This window comes from Erythrobacter sp. W36 (assembly GCF_057364935.1).
Genome location: NZ_CP200281.1, coordinates 2,354,317 through 2,370,101 on the forward strand (window position 1 = coordinate 2,354,317; position 15,785 = coordinate 2,370,101).

Here is a 15,785-nt window from a genome sequence, read left to right on the forward strand (position 1 = left end):
TCAAACACTTTGAATAGGTTAGTAGCAATGGCGCAAATCGGAATTATCGGCAGCAAGGGGCGTATGGGCGAGGCTTTGGCCCGGGCCATCGCGGATTCTGGCCACCAATTGGCAGGCGGCGTGGATCAAGGCGAGGCGCCGGGCCCATTAGCGGCACAGTCAGACGTGCTGGTCGACTTCTCAGCGCCTGCCGCATTGCAAGCAAACCTAGATGCCGTCCTCGCATCCAGCACGCCGATCCTGATTGGAACGACCGGGCTGGAAGATGCGCATCACCAGTTGATCGATGATGTAGCCGAGACAATCCCTGTGCTGCAGACCGGGAACACGTCGCTGGGCGTCAACCTGCTTGCACATTTGGTTCACCGCGCGGCTGAGACACTTGGGCCTGACTGGGATATCGAAATCCTGGAAATGCATCATCGCCACAAGGTTGATGCACCATCGGGAACCGCTAAAATCCTCGGGATAGCAGCCTCAGAGGGGCGCGGCATCTCGCTGGCTGGCAACACAGAGAGCGGCCGCGATGGCATAACGGGCCCTCGCAAAGAAGGCGCGATCGGCTTTGCGGCGCTGCGCGGCGGCAGCGTTGCCGGTGATCACAGCGTCATTCTGGCTGGCGACGAAGAGCGCATTACGCTGTCGCACAGCGCAGAAAACCGCATGATTTTCGCGCGCGGCGCCGTGAAAGCGGCCGCTTGGCTGACCAAGCAAACGCCGGGGCGTTACACGATGAATGACGTTTTGGGGCTTGGCTAAACCCAAAGCAGGGGAGGAAATTATGGCATTTGATCCAGCCGCGGCGACACAGGAATATATCGCAACGTTGAGCGAGGCAGAGCTGGAGCTCGCGCGCAGCTACACCACCGGCAATCACTGGTTGATCCTGGCTGGCCTGGTGGTCAGCGCACTCGTCACATGGCTGATCGTCAAAAGCGGTCTGCTCGAAAGAGTATTCGCGCGGGTCAGCGACCGGTGGCAAAATCTGCGCGTTTATTGCGTGGCGTTGGTGTTCTTGCTGCTCAATTCGCTGCTCTCTTTACCCTTTGCAGTCTACACCGATTGGTGGCGCGAGAGCCAGTATGGCCGCACTAGCCAGCCGCTGGCTGACTATTTGGGGCAATCGGGGCTTTCAATAGTGCTGTCTTCGGTAATCGGCGGGTTGCTGCTCGTTGGTGTCTATTTCTTGATCCGCAAAACGGGCAGGTTCTGGTGGGCATGGTCTGGCGCTCTCATGGCTGCCTTCACCGCATTCACCTTGTTGCTTTCTCCCGCTGTCATTGAGCCGTTGTTCAATGATTTCAAACCTATCCCAGAAGGCGAAGTGCGCGACGCCGTCTATGCTATGGCAGAAGAAGCCGGCATCCCGACCGACCGCGTTTTCATGTTTGATGGATCGCGCCAGTCGAACAATTTCACGGCTAATGTATCCGGCATCGGTGGCTCTGCGCGGATCGCAATTTCCGATGTCGCACTAGATGAGGCGTCTCTTGACGAGGTAAAAGCGGTGACTGGCCATGAGATTGGCCACTATGTGCTGGGCCATGTCTGGCGAAGTGTAATGGTATTAAGCGTGATGGCTATGATCGTCTTTTTCCTTACCGACCGCACATATGCTTGGTTTGCGCGAAAATTCGGCAGTGATGCGCCGCTGTCTGATGTGCGCGGGATCGCGGTGCTAACATTCGTGGTGTTGCTGTTCTTTATATTGGCAACGCCGGTTACCAACGCCCTCACACGGATTGGAGAGCGCGAGGCAGACCGATATTCGCTTGAGACGATCAACCTGCCGGATGCATTGTCAGGTGCGCTCATCAAAACGGCGGAATATCGATATCCGCTGGCTGGATCGCTTGAAGAAACAATCTTCTACACTCACCCAAGCGTTGAGCGGCGCATTCGCACGGCCATGGAATGGAAAGCCGCCAATCCGCCAGAGGCCGAGGCAGGACGAGAGACTGAAGCATTGGCGCAATGACGAAAGACCAGATCTTCGAATTCTTCCGCCGACTGGCTGAGGACAATCCTGAGCCTGAGACCGAGCTTGAATATGGCAACGCCTATCAGCTGGTCGTTGCCGTGGCCCTGTCTGCGCAGGCGACCGATGTTGGCGTGAACAAGGCGACGCGCGCGCTGTTTGCGAAGGTGGAAACGCCGCAGCAGATGCTCGATCTGGGGCTGGAGGGCCTCACCGAGCACATCAAGACGATCGGTCTGTTCAACTCCAAAGCGAAGAACGTCATCGCGCTCTCGCAATTGCTGATCGACGATTATGGCGGCGAAGTGCCCGATACGCGCGAAGACCTCGTCCGGCTGCCCGGCGTGGGGCGCAAGACGGCGAATGTCGTGCTCAATTGCTGGTTCCGCCAAGAGACCTTTGCGGTCGACACGCACATCTTGCGGATGGGCAATCGCACAGGCCTGGCCAAGGGCAAGACCCCGGAGCAGGTCGAGGCAAAGCTGGAGAAGCGCGTTCCGCAGCCCTTCCGCCTGCACGCGCATCACTGGCTGATCCTGCATGGCCGCTATGTATGCAAAGCGCGCACGCCGGAGTGCTGGCGCTGTCAGCTGGTGGACCTGTGCAGCTTTAGGAAGAAGGTGCTGGAGGCGCCGAAGGGGCGGTAGGCACGTTGTATCGATGAGCCGCAGATGGATCGAGGACGTATCGATCTCCGTCAACGATTAGGTCATCAGGAAGCGGAATCGTTTCCCCGTTCAGGAGCGGCAATTCCTTGGTTTCAGGCCACGTCGCTCTCACCCTTTGCATCAATGAGGCTTTGAAACGTTCTGACAAGTCTGGATCTTTCCCAACGGGAAAACTAAGCCAGACCCGGCCCAAATTGGAAGGCAGGTCCATTGCAGAGGCAATATTCTCGTCGTCATTTGCTCCCTTCCACACGCTAGCTCTGAAAGTCTGAGGTGCCACCTCAGAAAGGCGTACAAGCTCTTCATCAGTAGCGTGGTCCACATGAAAACCGAACTCGTCAGCTTGCTCTTGCATGATCAAGAGAAACCTTTTTCGGTCATCTTGGCTCTCTAGCGAGACTTCATATGCCGCCGAATTTTTGCCTACGTAGCCCTCTTTGCAGGAGGTCACTCCAGCCAAGGCAAAAACGAGGGGAAAAATAATCCTAAACATCATCTGCGCTGATCATTTCCTCGCGGTCGATCTCGTTCGTCAGGCTTGCCACTGTCGTTGCCACCGCTGCATCGCCGCTGACATTGGTGGTGGTGCGCATCATGTCCATGATCCGGTCGATACCAGCGACCAGAGCGATCGTCTCTAGCGGCACGCCGACCGCGCCAAACACCAGCACCATCATGATCAGGCCTGATCCGGGAATGCCCGCCGCGCCAATCGCGCCGAGAGTACCCAGGACGGAGATCAGGAAGTAGTCGCTCCACGACAGATCAACGCCAAACACCTGCGCCCCAAACAAGGTCGCAAGGCCCAGATACATCGCCGTGCCGTTCATATTGATCGTCGCGCCCAGCGAAATCACGAAGCTGGCCACAGAGTTCGACACGCCCAAATTGCGCCGCGTGCAGCGCAAAGTGACCGGCAATGTCGCATTGGAACTGGCGGTTGAATAGCTGACCGCAATGGCATCGATAATGCCTCGGAAGAAGTCGATCACGGGTAAGCGCGCGATGAATTTGATCATCCCAGCATAGATGATCCCGATGATCAGGAAGCAGCCGAGATAGTTCAAGAACACCAGAATACCGAGCGCCTGCAGCGCCTCTATCCCAAGCGTCCCTGCGACCCACGCCATCAGCGCAAAGACGCCAAACGGCGTGAGCTCCATCACCACCATGGTGACCTTTTGCATTACGACGGAGCCGCTCTCGAAGATCTTGAGGACAGGCTCGCCCTCTTCCTTTGCCATCAGGATGCCGATCCCGATCAGCAGCGAGAAGACGATCAGCGGCAGAACATTCACATCCGCCATCACCTGAACCGGACTGGAGGGCACAACCTCCAGGATCATGTCTTGAAAGGTGACCGCGTTTTCTTGGCGGTCCTGCGCGCGTTCAAGCGCCGCTGAATCGAGCTGCATCGCCGATGCATCAAGGCCAGAGCCCGGCTGTACAAAGGTGCCGATGCCAAGACCGAGCCAGACGGCCATTTGCCCGGTGACCACGAAAATTAGCAGGGCTCGCCACCCGACGCTGCCCAATTTGCGCAGGTCTCCAATGCTCGCAACGCCAGCCACAAGACTGAAGAAGATCAGTGGGACGACCAGCATCTTGATGAACGCGATGAAGATATCGCCGATGATCTTGATACTGGCGGCCTCTGGCCCCCAGAAATAGCCGACGAGTATGCCGAGGATCAGCGCCCCGATTACCCGCTGCCACAAGGGAATATTGAACCAAGCCTTCAGCACATCTGCGCTCCCGCGTTTAGTCGTGTTTTAGAGCGGCCAAGGCCACATTCGTATATATCCGGGCCAGCGCATCCAGGTCAGCAATGGCCACCGCTTCATCGCGCTTATGCATGGTTGCGTTGCAAAGCCCAAATTCAATCACTGGGCAAACATTGCGCAGGAAGCGTGCATCCGATGTGCCGCCGCTGGTGGAGGCCTCTGGCGCGGTGCCGGTTTCCGCCTCAACCGCATCGGCGATCATCTGTGAAAATGCGCCCGGCTCGGTCAGAAATGGCTCGCCTGAAATGATCGGCCGCGCAGTCCCGCCATGGTTTACGGCAATGGAGCTGACCCTGTCAGACAGGCTGGCGCCGCTGTGCAAATCGTTGAAACGAATTGAAATGCGCGCCTCGGCCTTTGCCGGGATCACATTGTGCGCCTTGTTCCCGACGGTCAGATCGGTGATCTCCAAATTGGACGGTTGGAACCAATCGGTGCCCGTATCCAAAGTAAGCGCGTCAAGCTCACCCAGCATAGCCACAAGTTTTGGCAGTGGATTGTCGGCGAGATGCGGATAGGCGACGTGTCCCTGCGTGCCCTCCACGCTCAGCCAGATATTGACCGAGCCGCGCCGCCCGATCTTCATCATGTCACCCAGCCTGTTAACGCTGGTAGGCTCTCCGACAAGGCACAGATCAGGCTGAATGCCCTGCTCGCGCATATAGTCAATCAGCGCGCGCGTTCCGTGCAGCGCGGGGCCTTCCTCATCGCCCGTGATGATAAAGCTGATCGTGCCCGCATCCGCTGGCACATCGGCGATGGCTGCGATCATGGCGGCAATCGCGCCCTTCATATCGACCGCGCCGCGCCCATACAGCAGGTCGCCCCTGATTTCCGGCTCAAACGGAGCGCTGGTCCAGTCTTCGCCCGGAGGCACAACATCCAGATGCCCAGCAAAGGCGAAATGCTTGGAGCCCTCTGGGCCTTTGCGAATGGCGAACAGGTTCTCAACCGGGGCCTCGTCGCTGCCCTCTGGCCCGTCGCCGCGCGTGAAACGGTGCACCGCAAAGCCATGCGGGATCAGCATCGCCTCCATCGCATCGAACACCGTGCCGGTCGCGCGGCGTAACGCTGGGCGCTGCGATCAGCCGCTGCGCAATCTCTAAAACTGTGGTCATCGTCGCTCCGGTTCGGGCAATGGTCCTGGGGCAAAGGCGCTTTCAAGCAGCTCGGCAATGCGGATGCCAGCCTGCTGAACGCGCCGCCGCGCGATTGGCACGCCTTTGACGATATCCTCTTGGCTGAGCGCGGTTTTATTGGGCAGCTCGGTGCCGCAAACATCCTGCGTGTCAAAGGCGGTTGGATAGACGAAATCGCGGGCGATCTTCCAGCTTTCCCGGCCCCAATCCGCCGGTGATCCGCCGCCCAGCTCGCTGCGTTCTGCGTTGCTGTAGGAGCGGACAACAGGCCGCTCACCGCTGGTAATTGCGCGCTCTGCCAAGGGACCATCCCAGATCCAGTGCAGATTGAGGCTGGGGACGATCCCGTAATCCGTCTCACGGTCATTGCCGCCGCGATCACCTTTATCGCCTGAATGCAGCGGCATATGAATGTCGCCTGCGAAATGGACCATGAAGGCCAGCGCCTCCAACCGAATATGATCCGGCAGGCTTTCGTCGGCGAGGATACGGTGGCTGCGCTCGATCTGGGCGGTGACGCAGTTCCCGCCAGAGCAATTGGCGCGCGGGTTGTAAGCCTCGCAAATCGGCGTCGTGCGGTAATGCCACGCAGCGGTGTAGCCCCAGCGCCAGCGGGTCCGGCGGACACAGTCCGGCCAGACGGAGGCCTCTTCCAACGAGGAAAGCGAGCATTCCGGCGTACCGAGCAGCGCCTCTGACCGCAGCAGCTGCGCAATCTCAGCGCGGGCCCTCGGCGAGATATTTGCCTCGCCAATCTCAGCCGTCTTGCTGTGCGCATAAAAGCCCCAAGCGAAAGCAGGGCTTGGCGCGGCGAGCATGATTGCCAAGGCGCACAGCCAGAGCTTTGCGAAGGCGCGCATCAGCCGATTGTCTCGTATTGCTCAATCACCCATTGCTCCTCTTCTGAGGCGCCGATCCATTCCTGCATCCAGGCATGCTCCCACAAGGCTTGCATATAGGCCTCGGCAAAGCCGGGAACGCCAATACCGTAAGTGATGAAGCGCGAGACGACCGGCGCGTAGAAGATGTCCGCAGCGCCAAAGGTTCCGAACAGAAATGGCCCGCTGCTGCCGTAGCGCGAGCGCGCCTCTGCCCACAGGGTCAGGATACGCACGATGTCCTGACGCGCCTCCTCCGAGACGTCTTCCAGCTTCACCTTGCGGCGGACATTCATCGGCAGATCACGGCGCAGCGCCATGTAGGATGAGTGCATCTCAGCCACCATCGCGCGGGCCATCCCGCGCGCGCTCTCGTCCTTTGGCCAGAAACGGTCACGCCCGACCTTGTCAGCGAGATATTCCATGATTGCTAGGCTGTCCCAAATGACTGTGTCATCATCCCACAGGATCGGAACCTTGCCATGCGAGGGTTGCATCTCGCCCATGCCTTGCTTTTGCTCTTCCCAGCCTTCGCCCAGGATCGGCACCGTCAGTTCTTCAAATGACAGCCCGGATTGCTTCGCCGCCAGCCAGCCGCGCAGCGACCAGCTGGAATAATTCTTATTGCCGATAATCAGCTTCATGACGGCTTGCTCCATCTTGCGGGGCTCAGAGGATTGAGGCAATTATCCGCCTCGCTTTGCGATGCCCTAGATATTCAGTGTTTCGCTGTCGAGGCTGAACGGTTACTTCTCGGCCATCCAATCACAGAAAGGCTCTTCACCCAGACATGGCCACACCACCATTTCACCTCGCCTTCCCGGTTGATGATCTTGCCACCGCGCGCGCCTTTTACGGAGGCGTTCTGGGGTGCGCAGAGGGGCGCAGCAGCGACGAGTGGATCGACTTCGACTTTCACGGGCACCAGATCGTTGCGCATCTCGCACCGGGCGCGGCGGGCGATGCCGCGAGCAATCCGGTTGATGGGCACGGCGTACCGGTGCCGCATTTCGGATTGGTCTTGGATATGCCTGCGTGGGAAGCTCTGGCGCAGCGGTTGAAAGACGCAGGTACACAGTTTGTGATCGAGCCAACGGTGCGCTTCAAAGGCGAGGCCGGAGAGCAAGCGACGATGTTCTTCCGCGATCCATCGGGCAATGCGATCGAGATGAAGGCTTTCGCCGATCCCGCTCAGCTCTTCGCGAAATAGTCTTTAGGTGAAGTAGCTGTCGCCCATCGCGTCGAGCAAGACCGCAGCGCGAAGCTCCGCGATACCCATACCCTTCTCGCTGCTGGTGATGTGCAGCTCAGGAAAGGCGGCAACATGCTTGCGCGCCTCAGCGGAAACCGCCTCTGCCGTTTTGGCCAGCTCGCTGGCTTTGATCTTATCCGCCTTGGTCAGGACGACGCGGTAGCCGACGGCTGCTTCGTCCAGCATGGTCATCATTTCGCGGTCAACATCCTTGAGGCCGTGACGGCAGTCGACCAGCACCAGATTGCGAGCGAGAACGGGCCGTCCGCGCAGGTACTGACGGACAAGCTTCTTCCACGTCTCAACCACTTTGGGCGGGGCCTTGGCAAAGCCATAGCCCGGCATATCGACAAGCCGGAACTGCGTCGGCTCACCCACTTCAAAGACGTTGAGTTCCTGCGTCCGGCCCGGCGTAACCGAGGTCCGCGCAATGGAGCGGCGGCCCGTGAGCGCATTCAGCAGCGAGCTCTTGCCCACATTGGAACGCCCGCAAAAGGCAATCTCCGGCACCGTCGGCTCAGGCAGGAATTTGAGCTGGGGCGCGGACAGCAGAAAGTCCACGCGCCCGGAGAAGAGCTTGGAAGCGGTGCGCTCACGAAATTTCTGCGCCCGCTCCTCTTGCTCTTGCTGCTCTTGCGCTTGTTGTTCCTCTGGGGTCACGCCTCGCCCTTTGATTGGTCCTCAAGCGCTTTGCTGCGCTCTTTCTCGGCCTTTTCCTTCTCCGCAGCAGCGCGCAATTGCGGGTGCTTTGAATAAAGATAGCTTTGCTGAGCCAGCGTGAGGATGTTCGAGGTAACCCAGTAGAGCAGCAGGCCAGCGGCAAACGGCGCCATAACAAACATCAAAATCCACGGCATGAAGTTGAAGATTTGCTGCTGCATCGGATCCATGGCCGATGGGTTCAGCTTAAACGTCAGCCACATGGTGATGCCGAGCAGGACCGCAAGCACGCCAATGCCAAGGAAGCCGGTGACTTCAAACGGCAACAGGCCGAACAGGTTGAGGATCGTCCAAGGGTCAGGCGCCGACAAATCCTTGATCCAGAACTCGACTAGCGGCTCATGCCGCATTTCGATCGCCAGGATCAGAACCTTGTAGAGCGCGAAGAAGATCGGAATCTGAATAAGCAGCGGCAAACAGCCGACGAGAGGATTGACCTTCTCATCCTTGTACAGCTTCATGATCTCTTGCTGCTGCTTCTGCTTGTCGTCTTTGAAGCGCTCCTGGATCGCCTTCATCTTAGGCTGAACCGCCTTCATCGCGGCCATGCTGGCGAATTGCTTTTGCGCAATCGGGAACAACAATCCGCGAATGATCACGGTGAGCAGGATAATCGCAACGCCGAAATTGCCGACGAATGCGAACAGAGTTTTGAGCAGCAGCAGCAGCGGCTTCTCTAGGAACCAGAACCAGCCCCAGGAAATCGCCAAGCCAAAATCGTCAATGCCAGACGCTTCATATGCATCGAGCACTGAGCTCTCTTTGGCGCCAACAAACAGCTGAGTTGATTGCTCGATAGATTGCCCGGCAGGCAGCGTGACCGCATCATAGATCAAATCGCTACGGTAAATCTCGCCGCCCAGCGCGCGGAAACTACTCTCAAAATTGCCCTCGCCCGGCACCAGTGCGGACAGCCAATAGCGGTCTGTAAAGCCGAGCCAATTGGCTTTGCCTTCGGGAGTGTAGCTGGGGACCTCATCGAGGTCATCGTAAGCGTATTCTTCATCGATTGTGCCGCCGAACGCACCGACTGGACCAGCATGCACGATAAACTCGTCCGCCGAAGCATTGGCGCTCGTGCGATTGATCAGCGAGAACGGCTGAACCACAGCCGCGCTTTCGCCCGCATTGGATACGGTTTGCACCGCCTCCAGCATGTAATTGTCATCAATCGAAAGCTTGATCGAATAGGTCAGGCCATCGGCCGCCTCGTGCATCAGTGTGACTGGCGTATCAACCGTCAGCCGCTCCGCATCGGCGGCCCACACCACATCCGGGCCGAGCCGCTCAGCATTCGCCAAGAAGCCAAATTCCGCAAAATATTGGTTGTCCGTGCGATCCGGGGCAAACAGCCGCACCGGGCCGCTGTCATCGTCAATTGTCTGACGATGATCCTTAAAGACAATGTCATCAATCCGCGCGCCAACAAGGTTGATCGAGCCAGCCAGGCGCGGCGCATCAATCGCCACCCGCAGCGGGTTCTCCAACGCTGCATTGAGATCAACCGGACCTGCCGCAGGGGTCACGCCGCTGGGCAAATCTGCTGCGACAACGCTGGTCCCCGGGACATCGCCCGCGCTCGCAGCCGCCGCTGGTTCAACCTCTTCGGTCGACGCGGTGATCGCGGCATCCGGATAGAACTGGCGCATGGCCACGTCCCAACCGAGGATAAGCAGACCTGAAAGCGCTACGGCCAGCAACAAATTACGCTGATTGTCCAAGAGTAAATCCTGTTTGTATGTTTGCCCGATTTGGCGGCAGGCGTGTTATATAGGTATGACAGTCAAAAATGCTAACTCAAGGGACAGGATCATATCCATGCCCGCCCCACGGATGGCAGCGCATTAGCCGCTTCGTCGCCAGCCATCCACCCTTGATCGCGCCATATTTCCCCAAGGCTTGGATCGCATATTGCGAACAAGACGGCGCATAGCGGCAGGTCGGCGGCAAAATCCGGCTTGGCCCCCATTGCCACAGCTTGGCGATAAAGATGAGAACATGCTTCATGAAGGCGCCGAACCGCTAGCCCTTAGGTTAGGGATTTGGCGCTTGCCTCGACGCGGCCTGCGCCCACGTGCCGGATCACCCTTCCCCGCCTTGGCGCGTTCCAGCGCATGTTCAAGCTCTTGGCCCAGTGTGTCAAAGTCGCGCTCCACACCGTCGGCACGGCCGATCAGGACGTGGTCATGATCTGCAAGGCCAAACTGAGGCAGAGCGGCCCGCAGAATTTCCCGGAAACGGCGCTTCATTCGGTTGCGCACCACGGCATTGCCGATCTTCTTGGTCACGGTGATGCCATAGCGCTGACCCAAACCGCCATTGGGGCGAGTGAGCAAAACGAACCCAGGCCGCGCCACACGCAGACCGCGATTCGCTGCCAAGAAGTCAGACCGCTTTGTAAGAACTTGAGCCATTAGGGTGCTGCTATACGCAGAACGGGCCCCCGATGGGAGCCCGCAGCATGCGACTGTATCTGTCGCGAGCAAAAACTGCGCGCCCCAGAAGAGGCGCCGACCAGTCTAATTTACGCGCAAAGGGTCTTGCGGCCACGCTTGCGGCGAGCGCGCAGGACCTTGCGGCCACCTGGCGTAGCTTTGCGAGCGAAGAAACCGTGGCGGCGGGCGCGCACGAGATTGCTAGGTTGGAATGTCCGCTTCATATCGTCCTCGAAATCAGTGTGCTCAGCAATATCAGTATCGCTATTGCTGCGCGAATAAAAAATGGCCGCCTGCTGGCGACCGCATTACGAGCGCGCAGTTATGGGAAAGCGTAACCTGAGTCAAGCATTGCGAGCTCAACATGAGCGATATCATTGAATGCCAGTTTGATGGTGGGCAGCATGATAAAGTTCAGATCAATCTGGCGCTTGCGCTCAACCTTAGGAGCCTGCTGCAAGCGATCTGGGCGCAGCCAGTTACGCATTTCGTCCGCGCCCAGCCATTTGGCGCTTTGGTGCGGCACAGAATTGGTCATCGCGTAAAAGTCGCGGGCGCGCACATCGCTCATGCCCATCTCGGTGTAATAGTCGAGATAGAGGCGGTTTTCCGGTGCGTCTGGGGCAAAGTCCTGTGGTTGGCGGCCATAATTGTCGAGCCAGGAATGCACCGCGAACTCAGCGCCATCCTCCATCGTGCGGGTCTTGCCCGCCAGAAACAGCTCAACCGCGCCAGAGCGCACTGATCCGCCGTCCGGGACATGGGTGGAGATGCCAGCAGCGCGAATGGCGCGGCCCACGGCAAGGTTGGCAATGTCATCGCTAGTGCCTGGCGCTTCGATCAGTTCGAGTTGCTTAAGGCCTGGGAAATCGCGCAGCATCGCGCTGAAATATTGCGGGCTCATCCGATTGGTTGAGCCGACCACAGCGGCGCGGTTCTCATCGAGAACCTGGAACGGGCCATATTGCGCCAGGGCCGTTTTCGCTGGCCGTGCAGCCGCTGGCAGCGGCGCTGCATAGCGGGCGGTCATCGCCGCAGTTTGCGGCTCCACATAGGTGTATTCAGTAATGACCGTGGTGCTGCCAGCCGACACCGACTGAAAATTAGCAGGCGCAGTGGCCGAGGATTGCAGACGCACCCAGCGCTGAGCCGCGGGGTCCCATTCTTCCACCCAACGCTCCACCGCAACTGAACGCGACGCGGCGAATTCTTGTGCGGCGGCGACGCTTGGCAATGCAAACAAGCTGAAAAGAATGACGAAAAGGCGACCGATTTTTTGCATGCCGACTCTATAGATTCGACATATTTTAGGAATGGCGAAGTTTTATGCTTGCCAAAACCTTTAGGACTTGCACCTATGCCCGTAAGTAGTGCGCTTTAAAGAGTTTAGAGAGTCAAACGCACTATAGTTATTAGGGGGTTACTGCGTGGTCGCGCTGGTAAAAACGGTTGCTTATCTCGGGCTAGAAGCGCGCAGCGTCGAAGTACAATGCCAGGTTGCCTCTGGTTTGCCGCGCTTCACAGTGGTCGGTTTGCCGGACAAAGCCGTCAGCGAAAGCCGAGAGCGGGTGCAGGCGGCGCTGGCCGCGATGGGCCTCGCCCTGCCTCCAAAGCGGATCACCATCAATCTGTCTCCAGCCGATCTGCCGAAAGACGGCTCGCATTATGATTTGCCAATCGCGCTCGCACTGCTCGCGGCGATGGGTGTAACCGATGCGGAGCAATTGGGCGACTGGCTGGCGGTTGGCGAGCTGTCACTCGATGGCCGAATTGTCGCCACGCCCGGCGCATTGCTGGCCGCCCTGCATGCGAGCGAAAATGAGATCGGATTGATCTGTCCCGCGGAGCAAGGACCAGAGGCCAAATGGGCGAGCGGCATACCCGTGTTGGCGGCGAAGGATCTGGTCAGCCTGCTCAATCACCTCAAAGGCACGCAGACCTTAGCGGAGCCCGAACGTGGCGCGATTGAAGAGAAGCCGATTGGGGCGAACCTGAAGCAAGTCAAAGGGCAAGAGACCGCCAAGCGCGCGCTCGAGATCGCGGCGAGCGGCGGGCACAATATGCTGATGATGGGGCCGCCGGGATCGGGCAAGAGCCTGCTCGCATCCTGCCTCCCCGGGATCTTGCCAGAACTCACTCCCAGCGAAGCGCTGGAAGTGTCGATGGTGCAATCGGTTGCGGGACTACTCGACAGCGGACGGATCAGCCGCGCGCGCCCTTTTCGCGCGCCGCATCACTCGGCGAGCATGGCTGCTTTAACGGGAGGCGGTCTTAAGGTGCGCCCCGGCGAGGTCAGCCTCGCGCATCTCGGTGTGCTGTTCCTTGATGAGCTGCCGGAATTTCAGCGACCGGTGCTCGATTCCCTAAGGCAGCCGCTAGAGACCGGCCATGTCGATGTCGCTCGCGCCAATGCCCACGTTACCTTTCCAGCCCGCGTTCAATTGATCGCCGCGATGAACCCGTGCCGCTGCGGCCATGCGGGTGAGCCTGGCCATGTTTGTGCACGCGGACCGCGCTGCGCCACCGAATATCAAGCGCGCATCAGCGGTCCCTTGCTGGACCGGATCGACCTGCATGTTGAAGTGGCAGCGGTCAGCGCAATGGACATGGCATTGCCGCCAGCGAGCGAAGGCAGCGAAGCAGTCGCGCAAAGAGTGTCGGCGGCCCGGCGAGTGCAAGAGGCCCGAGGTGTGCGCTCCAATGCGGAGCTCGATGGTGAGAAGCTGGAGCATTATGCCTCGCCCGATGAGGCCGGGCGACAATTGCTGATGCAAGCGGCGGAGAAGCTGCGCCTGTCAGCGCGCGGATACACCAGAATGCTCAGAGTCGCGCGGACAATCGCGGATCTCTCAGGAGCGGAGACTGTCGGGCGCGCGCATATCGCCGAGGCGCTAAGCTATCGCCATCAGCCAGCGCGGATGTAGCAACCCTGCGTTTAGCCAGCTGCGCGCTTCGCAGCCGCTAGATCAACCACATCACCGCGCGTCAGATCGCCCTCTGCCGACGCGATAGAACCATCGGAGCGTTTGCCGAGGTTTTCCCGCGCGACCAGCCACAGATCTTCATGCGTCAAAATGCGTCCGTCATGGGCGAGGATTGAAACCGGACCGATTGGCAAACGATCCTTCTCGTCAACCAGGACCGGGCTCTCTTCAACCTCGACACCGTATTTCTGGCCCCATTGGCGAAGCGCAAGCATCGCGGGCAGCAAATCAAAGCCCTTAGGGGTGAGCCGGTATTCGATCTTGCGGCGATCATCCGCGCATGGCTCTCTTTTCAGGATCCCATGCTCGACCAATTTCGCCAGCCTGTTGGACAGAATATTGCGCGCAATGCCGAGCTCGCTGAGGAATTCCTCGAAATGATGCAGCCCGTTAAAGCTCGCACGCAGGATCATAAATGACCAGCGTTCGCCCATCACTTCAAGTGCTTGCGGCAGGCCGCACTCGGTCAGTTCGCGTAGTGGCTCGCGGATATCGCCCATATTCAGTCCTCTCCCTGAAACCTATTTAGCGCGATTTTCCAATGACGCAAAAAGATTTCAGTTTTTAGTTGCAACTCAAAACCTAATCGCTTAGGTAGTGATTCGCAACTGGTTTTGAAATGAAACTAAATCACAACTCAAGCAAGGAATGAACGATGACCCTCTCCCTTTCACGTTTCAGCCGCTTTTCGGTTTTCGCAATGGCGCTGGTCTACACTGCCCTCACATTCGGCGTGGCAACGGCACCGTCGCCCGCAATGGCGAAGAGCGGCCCATATTACACCGTCACTCTTGCTCAGCCCGCCGATGACAACCGCGCGGTCGCATCAGGCGTCGCTTGGTCCTGCAAAGGCACGACCTGTGTCGCGAACAAAGGCCCTTCTCGCCCGCTTCGCATTTGCCGCGGCCTCGCGCGTGAATTCGGCGAGATCGTGAGCTTCACCGCCAAAGGTGAGCAGCTGGCCGCCGACAAGCTGGCGAAGTGCAACGGCAAATAAGCCGACCTAACAGAACTCCTCTCGCCCGAAGCTCTCCAACTCGGGCGAAGAAAGATGGCCCCCGGCGCTTCCCCAATGCGCGCCGGGGGTCTTTTATTCTAGTCTGCTAGGAAGCCAGCGGAGCGCAATTGCGCCTCTAGGCTTGGCGCATTGGTGAATAAATGCGCCGACCAGCCGCGAGCCTGCGCCGCCTCGATATTCGCGGCGTTATCATCGGTAAAGAACAGCTGCTGAGGCGCATAGCCGCTGCGCTGCTCGACAATCTCGTAGATGCGTGCTTCAGGCTTTGCGACCTTCTCCGTCCCTGACACGATGATGTCTTCAAACAGGTCGAAGATCGCGTGTTCAGTGCGGAACATGTTCCAAAACTCATGCCCGAAATTGGTCAGGCAAAACAGCGGCACCCCATCAGCATGCAGGCGTTTGACGATTTCATGCGTCCCCTCAACCGGGCCTGGCACAGTCTCGTTAAAACGCGTGGCATAGGCATTGAGATGGGCCTCATATTTCGGGAACATCGCAATCCGTTCTGGGACCATGTCACCCAGCGGGCGGCCGCGATCATGTTCGAAATGCCATTCTTCGGTCACGACATTGTCGAGGAACCAATCGAGCTCTTCCGGATTATCAATCAGCTTTTCGAACAGAGCCCTAAGCTGCCAGTGAAACAGGACACGGCCCACATCGAACACGACAGCAGTCGGTGACTTACTCATTGGGAATGCTCCAAACACGGCAACGGCCCGCTCTCCATTGCGGAGGCGGGCCGGTGCGGTTGCTCAATTGCCGCGCGGGCAATCGGCCAATAACAGGGCTGATTAGCCCTGGCGCGCCTTGAAACGGCGATTGGTCTTGTTGATCACATAGGTGCGACCACGACGACGAATCACTCGACAATCGCGGTGACGGTTTTTCAGCGACTTCAGGCTGTTGCGGATTTTCATTGTCTG

The 15,785-nt window shown here is 58.7% G+C and carries 18 protein-coding genes and 1 pseudogene; 6 read left to right on the plus strand and 13 right to left on the minus strand.

Annotation, left to right across the window (positions count from 1 at the left end; genetic code table 11):
* Nucleotides 1–27 precede the first annotated feature (27 nt).
* From dapB to nth, 3 genes are read left to right on the plus strand one after another with little or no spacing between them, the layout of a single operon-like run.
* Complete coding sequence (gene dapB / locus AC0V6U_RS11420; protein WP_472643289.1) at nucleotides 28–759, plus strand: 4-hydroxy-tetrahydrodipicolinate reductase; 732 nt, start codon at nucleotides 28–30, stop codon at nucleotides 757–759.
* Between the two features lie 22 nt (nucleotides 760–781).
* Nucleotides 782–1,978: a M48 family metallopeptidase gene (locus AC0V6U_RS11425; protein ID WP_472643290.1), complete on the plus strand. Its 1,197-nt coding sequence runs from the start codon at nucleotides 782–784 to the stop codon at nucleotides 1,976–1,978.
* Nucleotides 1,975–2,625, plus strand: a complete 651-nt coding sequence (gene nth, locus AC0V6U_RS11430; RefSeq protein WP_472643291.1) for an endonuclease III — start codon at nucleotides 1,975–1,977, stop codon at nucleotides 2,623–2,625. The genes AC0V6U_RS11425 and nth overlap by 4 nt, the downstream gene beginning before the upstream one ends.
* Before the next feature lie 506 nt (nucleotides 2,626–3,131).
* Here nth and AC0V6U_RS11435 read toward each other — a convergent pair.
* The 4 genes and pseudogenes from AC0V6U_RS11435 to AC0V6U_RS11450 form a co-directional block, all read right to left on the minus strand.
* Nucleotides 3,132–4,391: a dicarboxylate/amino acid:cation symporter gene (locus AC0V6U_RS11435; RefSeq protein WP_472643293.1), complete on the minus strand. Its 1,260-nt coding sequence runs from the start codon at nucleotides 4,389–4,391 to the stop codon at nucleotides 3,132–3,134.
* Nucleotides 4,392–4,407: 16 nt separating this feature from the next.
* A pseudogene (gene dapE / locus AC0V6U_RS11440) lies at nucleotides 4,408–5,548 on the minus strand (succinyl-diaminopimelate desuccinylase).
* Entirely contained in the window at nucleotides 5,545–6,429 is an 885-nt protein-coding gene (locus AC0V6U_RS11445; RefSeq protein WP_472643294.1) for a S1/P1 nuclease, read from the minus strand. The pseudogene dapE and the gene AC0V6U_RS11445 overlap by 4 nt, the downstream one beginning before the upstream one ends.
* A complete protein-coding gene (locus AC0V6U_RS11450) occupies nucleotides 6,429–7,091 on the minus strand; it encodes a glutathione S-transferase family protein (RefSeq protein WP_472643295.1) in 663 nt (220 codons plus the stop codon). Before AC0V6U_RS11450 ends, AC0V6U_RS11445 begins: the two co-directional genes overlap by 1 nt.
* Before the next feature lie 146 nt (nucleotides 7,092–7,237).
* Between AC0V6U_RS11450 and AC0V6U_RS11455 the strand changes: the two genes are divergently transcribed.
* Nucleotides 7,238–7,657: a VOC family protein gene (locus tag AC0V6U_RS11455; protein WP_472643296.1), complete on the plus strand. Its 420-nt coding sequence runs from the start codon at nucleotides 7,238–7,240 to the stop codon at nucleotides 7,655–7,657.
* A gap of 3 nt (nucleotides 7,658–7,660) precedes the next feature.
* Here AC0V6U_RS11455 and yihA read toward each other — a convergent pair whose 3' ends face one another.
* The 6 genes from yihA to AC0V6U_RS11485 form a co-directional block, all read right to left on the minus strand.
* Nucleotides 7,661–8,359: a ribosome biogenesis GTP-binding protein YihA/YsxC gene (gene yihA, locus AC0V6U_RS11460; RefSeq protein WP_472643297.1), complete on the minus strand. Its 699-nt coding sequence runs from the start codon at nucleotides 8,357–8,359 to the stop codon at nucleotides 7,661–7,663.
* Nucleotides 8,356–10,140: a membrane protein insertase YidC gene (gene yidC / locus AC0V6U_RS11465; protein WP_472643298.1), complete on the minus strand. Its 1,785-nt coding sequence runs from the start codon at nucleotides 10,138–10,140 to the stop codon at nucleotides 8,356–8,358. Before yidC ends, yihA begins: the two co-directional genes overlap by 4 nt.
* Nucleotides 10,141–10,216: 76 nt before the next feature.
* Nucleotides 10,217–10,426, minus strand: a complete 210-nt coding sequence (yidD, locus tag AC0V6U_RS11470; RefSeq protein ID WP_472639804.1) for a membrane protein insertion efficiency factor YidD — start codon at nucleotides 10,424–10,426, stop codon at nucleotides 10,217–10,219.
* Nucleotides 10,423–10,833, minus strand: a complete 411-nt coding sequence (rnpA, locus tag AC0V6U_RS11475; protein WP_472643299.1) for a ribonuclease P protein component — start codon at nucleotides 10,831–10,833, stop codon at nucleotides 10,423–10,425. Before rnpA ends, yidD begins: the two co-directional genes overlap by 4 nt.
* Before the next feature lie 110 nt (nucleotides 10,834–10,943).
* Complete coding sequence (gene rpmH, locus AC0V6U_RS11480) at nucleotides 10,944–11,078, minus strand: 50S ribosomal protein L34 (protein ID WP_119514694.1); 135 nt, start codon at nucleotides 11,076–11,078, stop codon at nucleotides 10,944–10,946.
* A gap of 98 nt (nucleotides 11,079–11,176) precedes the next feature.
* A complete protein-coding gene (locus AC0V6U_RS11485; RefSeq protein WP_472643300.1) occupies nucleotides 11,177–12,136 on the minus strand; it encodes an alpha/beta hydrolase in 960 nt (319 codons plus the stop codon).
* 145 nt (nucleotides 12,137–12,281) lie between these two features.
* Between AC0V6U_RS11485 and AC0V6U_RS11490 the strand changes: the two genes are divergently transcribed.
* Nucleotides 12,282–13,778 carry a YifB family Mg chelatase-like AAA ATPase gene (locus AC0V6U_RS11490; protein WP_472643301.1) on the plus strand — a complete coding sequence of 499 codons (1,497 nt, stop codon included), beginning with the start codon at nucleotides 12,282–12,284 and terminating at the stop codon, nucleotides 13,776–13,778.
* Between the two features lie 11 nt (nucleotides 13,779–13,789).
* Here the strand turns inward: AC0V6U_RS11490 and AC0V6U_RS11495 are convergent, their stop codons facing one another.
* Nucleotides 13,790–14,338, minus strand: a complete 549-nt coding sequence (locus AC0V6U_RS11495) for a winged helix-turn-helix transcriptional regulator (protein ID WP_472643302.1) — start codon at nucleotides 14,336–14,338, stop codon at nucleotides 13,790–13,792.
* A gap of 155 nt (nucleotides 14,339–14,493) precedes the next feature.
* Here AC0V6U_RS11495 and AC0V6U_RS11500 point away from each other — a divergent pair, with 155 nt between their 5' ends.
* Nucleotides 14,494–14,835: a CC_3452 family protein gene (locus tag AC0V6U_RS11500; protein WP_472643303.1), complete on the plus strand. Its 342-nt coding sequence runs from the start codon at nucleotides 14,494–14,496 to the stop codon at nucleotides 14,833–14,835.
* Nucleotides 14,836–14,933: 98 nt separating this feature from the next.
* On the opposite strand, the gene AC0V6U_RS11505 is transcribed toward AC0V6U_RS11500, so the two are convergent.
* Both AC0V6U_RS11505 and ykgO read right to left on the minus strand, forming a co-directional pair.
* Nucleotides 14,934–15,551, minus strand: a complete 618-nt coding sequence (locus AC0V6U_RS11505; protein ID WP_472643304.1) for an HAD family hydrolase — start codon at nucleotides 15,549–15,551, stop codon at nucleotides 14,934–14,936.
* 102 nt (nucleotides 15,552–15,653) lie between these two features.
* Nucleotides 15,654–15,779: a type B 50S ribosomal protein L36 gene (gene ykgO, locus AC0V6U_RS11510; RefSeq protein WP_007165381.1), complete on the minus strand. Its 126-nt coding sequence runs from the start codon at nucleotides 15,777–15,779 to the stop codon at nucleotides 15,654–15,656.
* Nucleotides 15,780–15,785: the final 6 nt, after the last annotated feature.

What these genes read in the sequence shown, in the direction of transcription:
- dapB (WP_472643289.1), top strand. Translation starts at nt 28, where the DNA reads ATGGCGCAAATCGGAATTATCGGCAGCAAGGGGCGTATGGGCGAGGCT.
- AC0V6U_RS11425 (WP_472643290.1), top strand. Translation starts at nt 782, where the DNA reads ATGGCATTTGATCCAGCCGCGGCGACACAGGAATATATCGCAACGTTG.
- nth (WP_472643291.1), top strand. Translation starts at nt 1,975, where the DNA reads ATGACGAAAGACCAGATCTTCGAATTCTTCCGCCGACTGGCTGAGGAC.
- AC0V6U_RS11445 (WP_472643294.1), bottom strand. Translation starts at nt 6,429, where the DNA reads ATGCGCGCCTTCGCAAAGCTCTGGCTGTGCGCCTTGGCAATCATGCTC.
- AC0V6U_RS11450 (WP_472643295.1), bottom strand. Translation starts at nt 7,091, where the DNA reads ATGAAGCTGATTATCGGCAATAAGAATTATTCCAGCTGGTCGCTGCGC.
- AC0V6U_RS11455 (WP_472643296.1), top strand. Translation starts at nt 7,238, where the DNA reads ATGGCCACACCACCATTTCACCTCGCCTTCCCGGTTGATGATCTTGCC.
- yidD (WP_472639804.1), bottom strand. Translation starts at nt 10,426, where the DNA reads ATGAAGCATGTTCTCATCTTTATCGCCAAGCTGTGGCAATGGGGGCCA.
- rnpA (WP_472643299.1), bottom strand. Translation starts at nt 10,833, where the DNA reads ATGGCTCAAGTTCTTACAAAGCGGTCTGACTTCTTGGCAGCGAATCGC.
- rpmH (WP_119514694.1), bottom strand. Translation starts at nt 11,078, where the DNA reads ATGAAGCGGACATTCCAACCTAGCAATCTCGTGCGCGCCCGCCGCCAC.
- AC0V6U_RS11485 (WP_472643300.1), bottom strand. Translation starts at nt 12,136, where the DNA reads ATGCAAAAAATCGGTCGCCTTTTCGTCATTCTTTTCAGCTTGTTTGCA.
- AC0V6U_RS11495 (WP_472643302.1), bottom strand. Translation starts at nt 14,338, where the DNA reads ATGGGCGATATCCGCGAGCCACTACGCGAACTGACCGAGTGCGGCCTG.
- AC0V6U_RS11500 (WP_472643303.1), top strand. Translation starts at nt 14,494, where the DNA reads ATGACCCTCTCCCTTTCACGTTTCAGCCGCTTTTCGGTTTTCGCAATG.
- AC0V6U_RS11505 (WP_472643304.1), bottom strand. Translation starts at nt 15,551, where the DNA reads ATGAGTAAGTCACCGACTGCTGTCGTGTTCGATGTGGGCCGTGTCCTG.
- ykgO (WP_007165381.1), bottom strand. Translation starts at nt 15,779, where the DNA reads ATGAAAATCCGCAACAGCCTGAAGTCGCTGAAAAACCGTCACCGCGAT.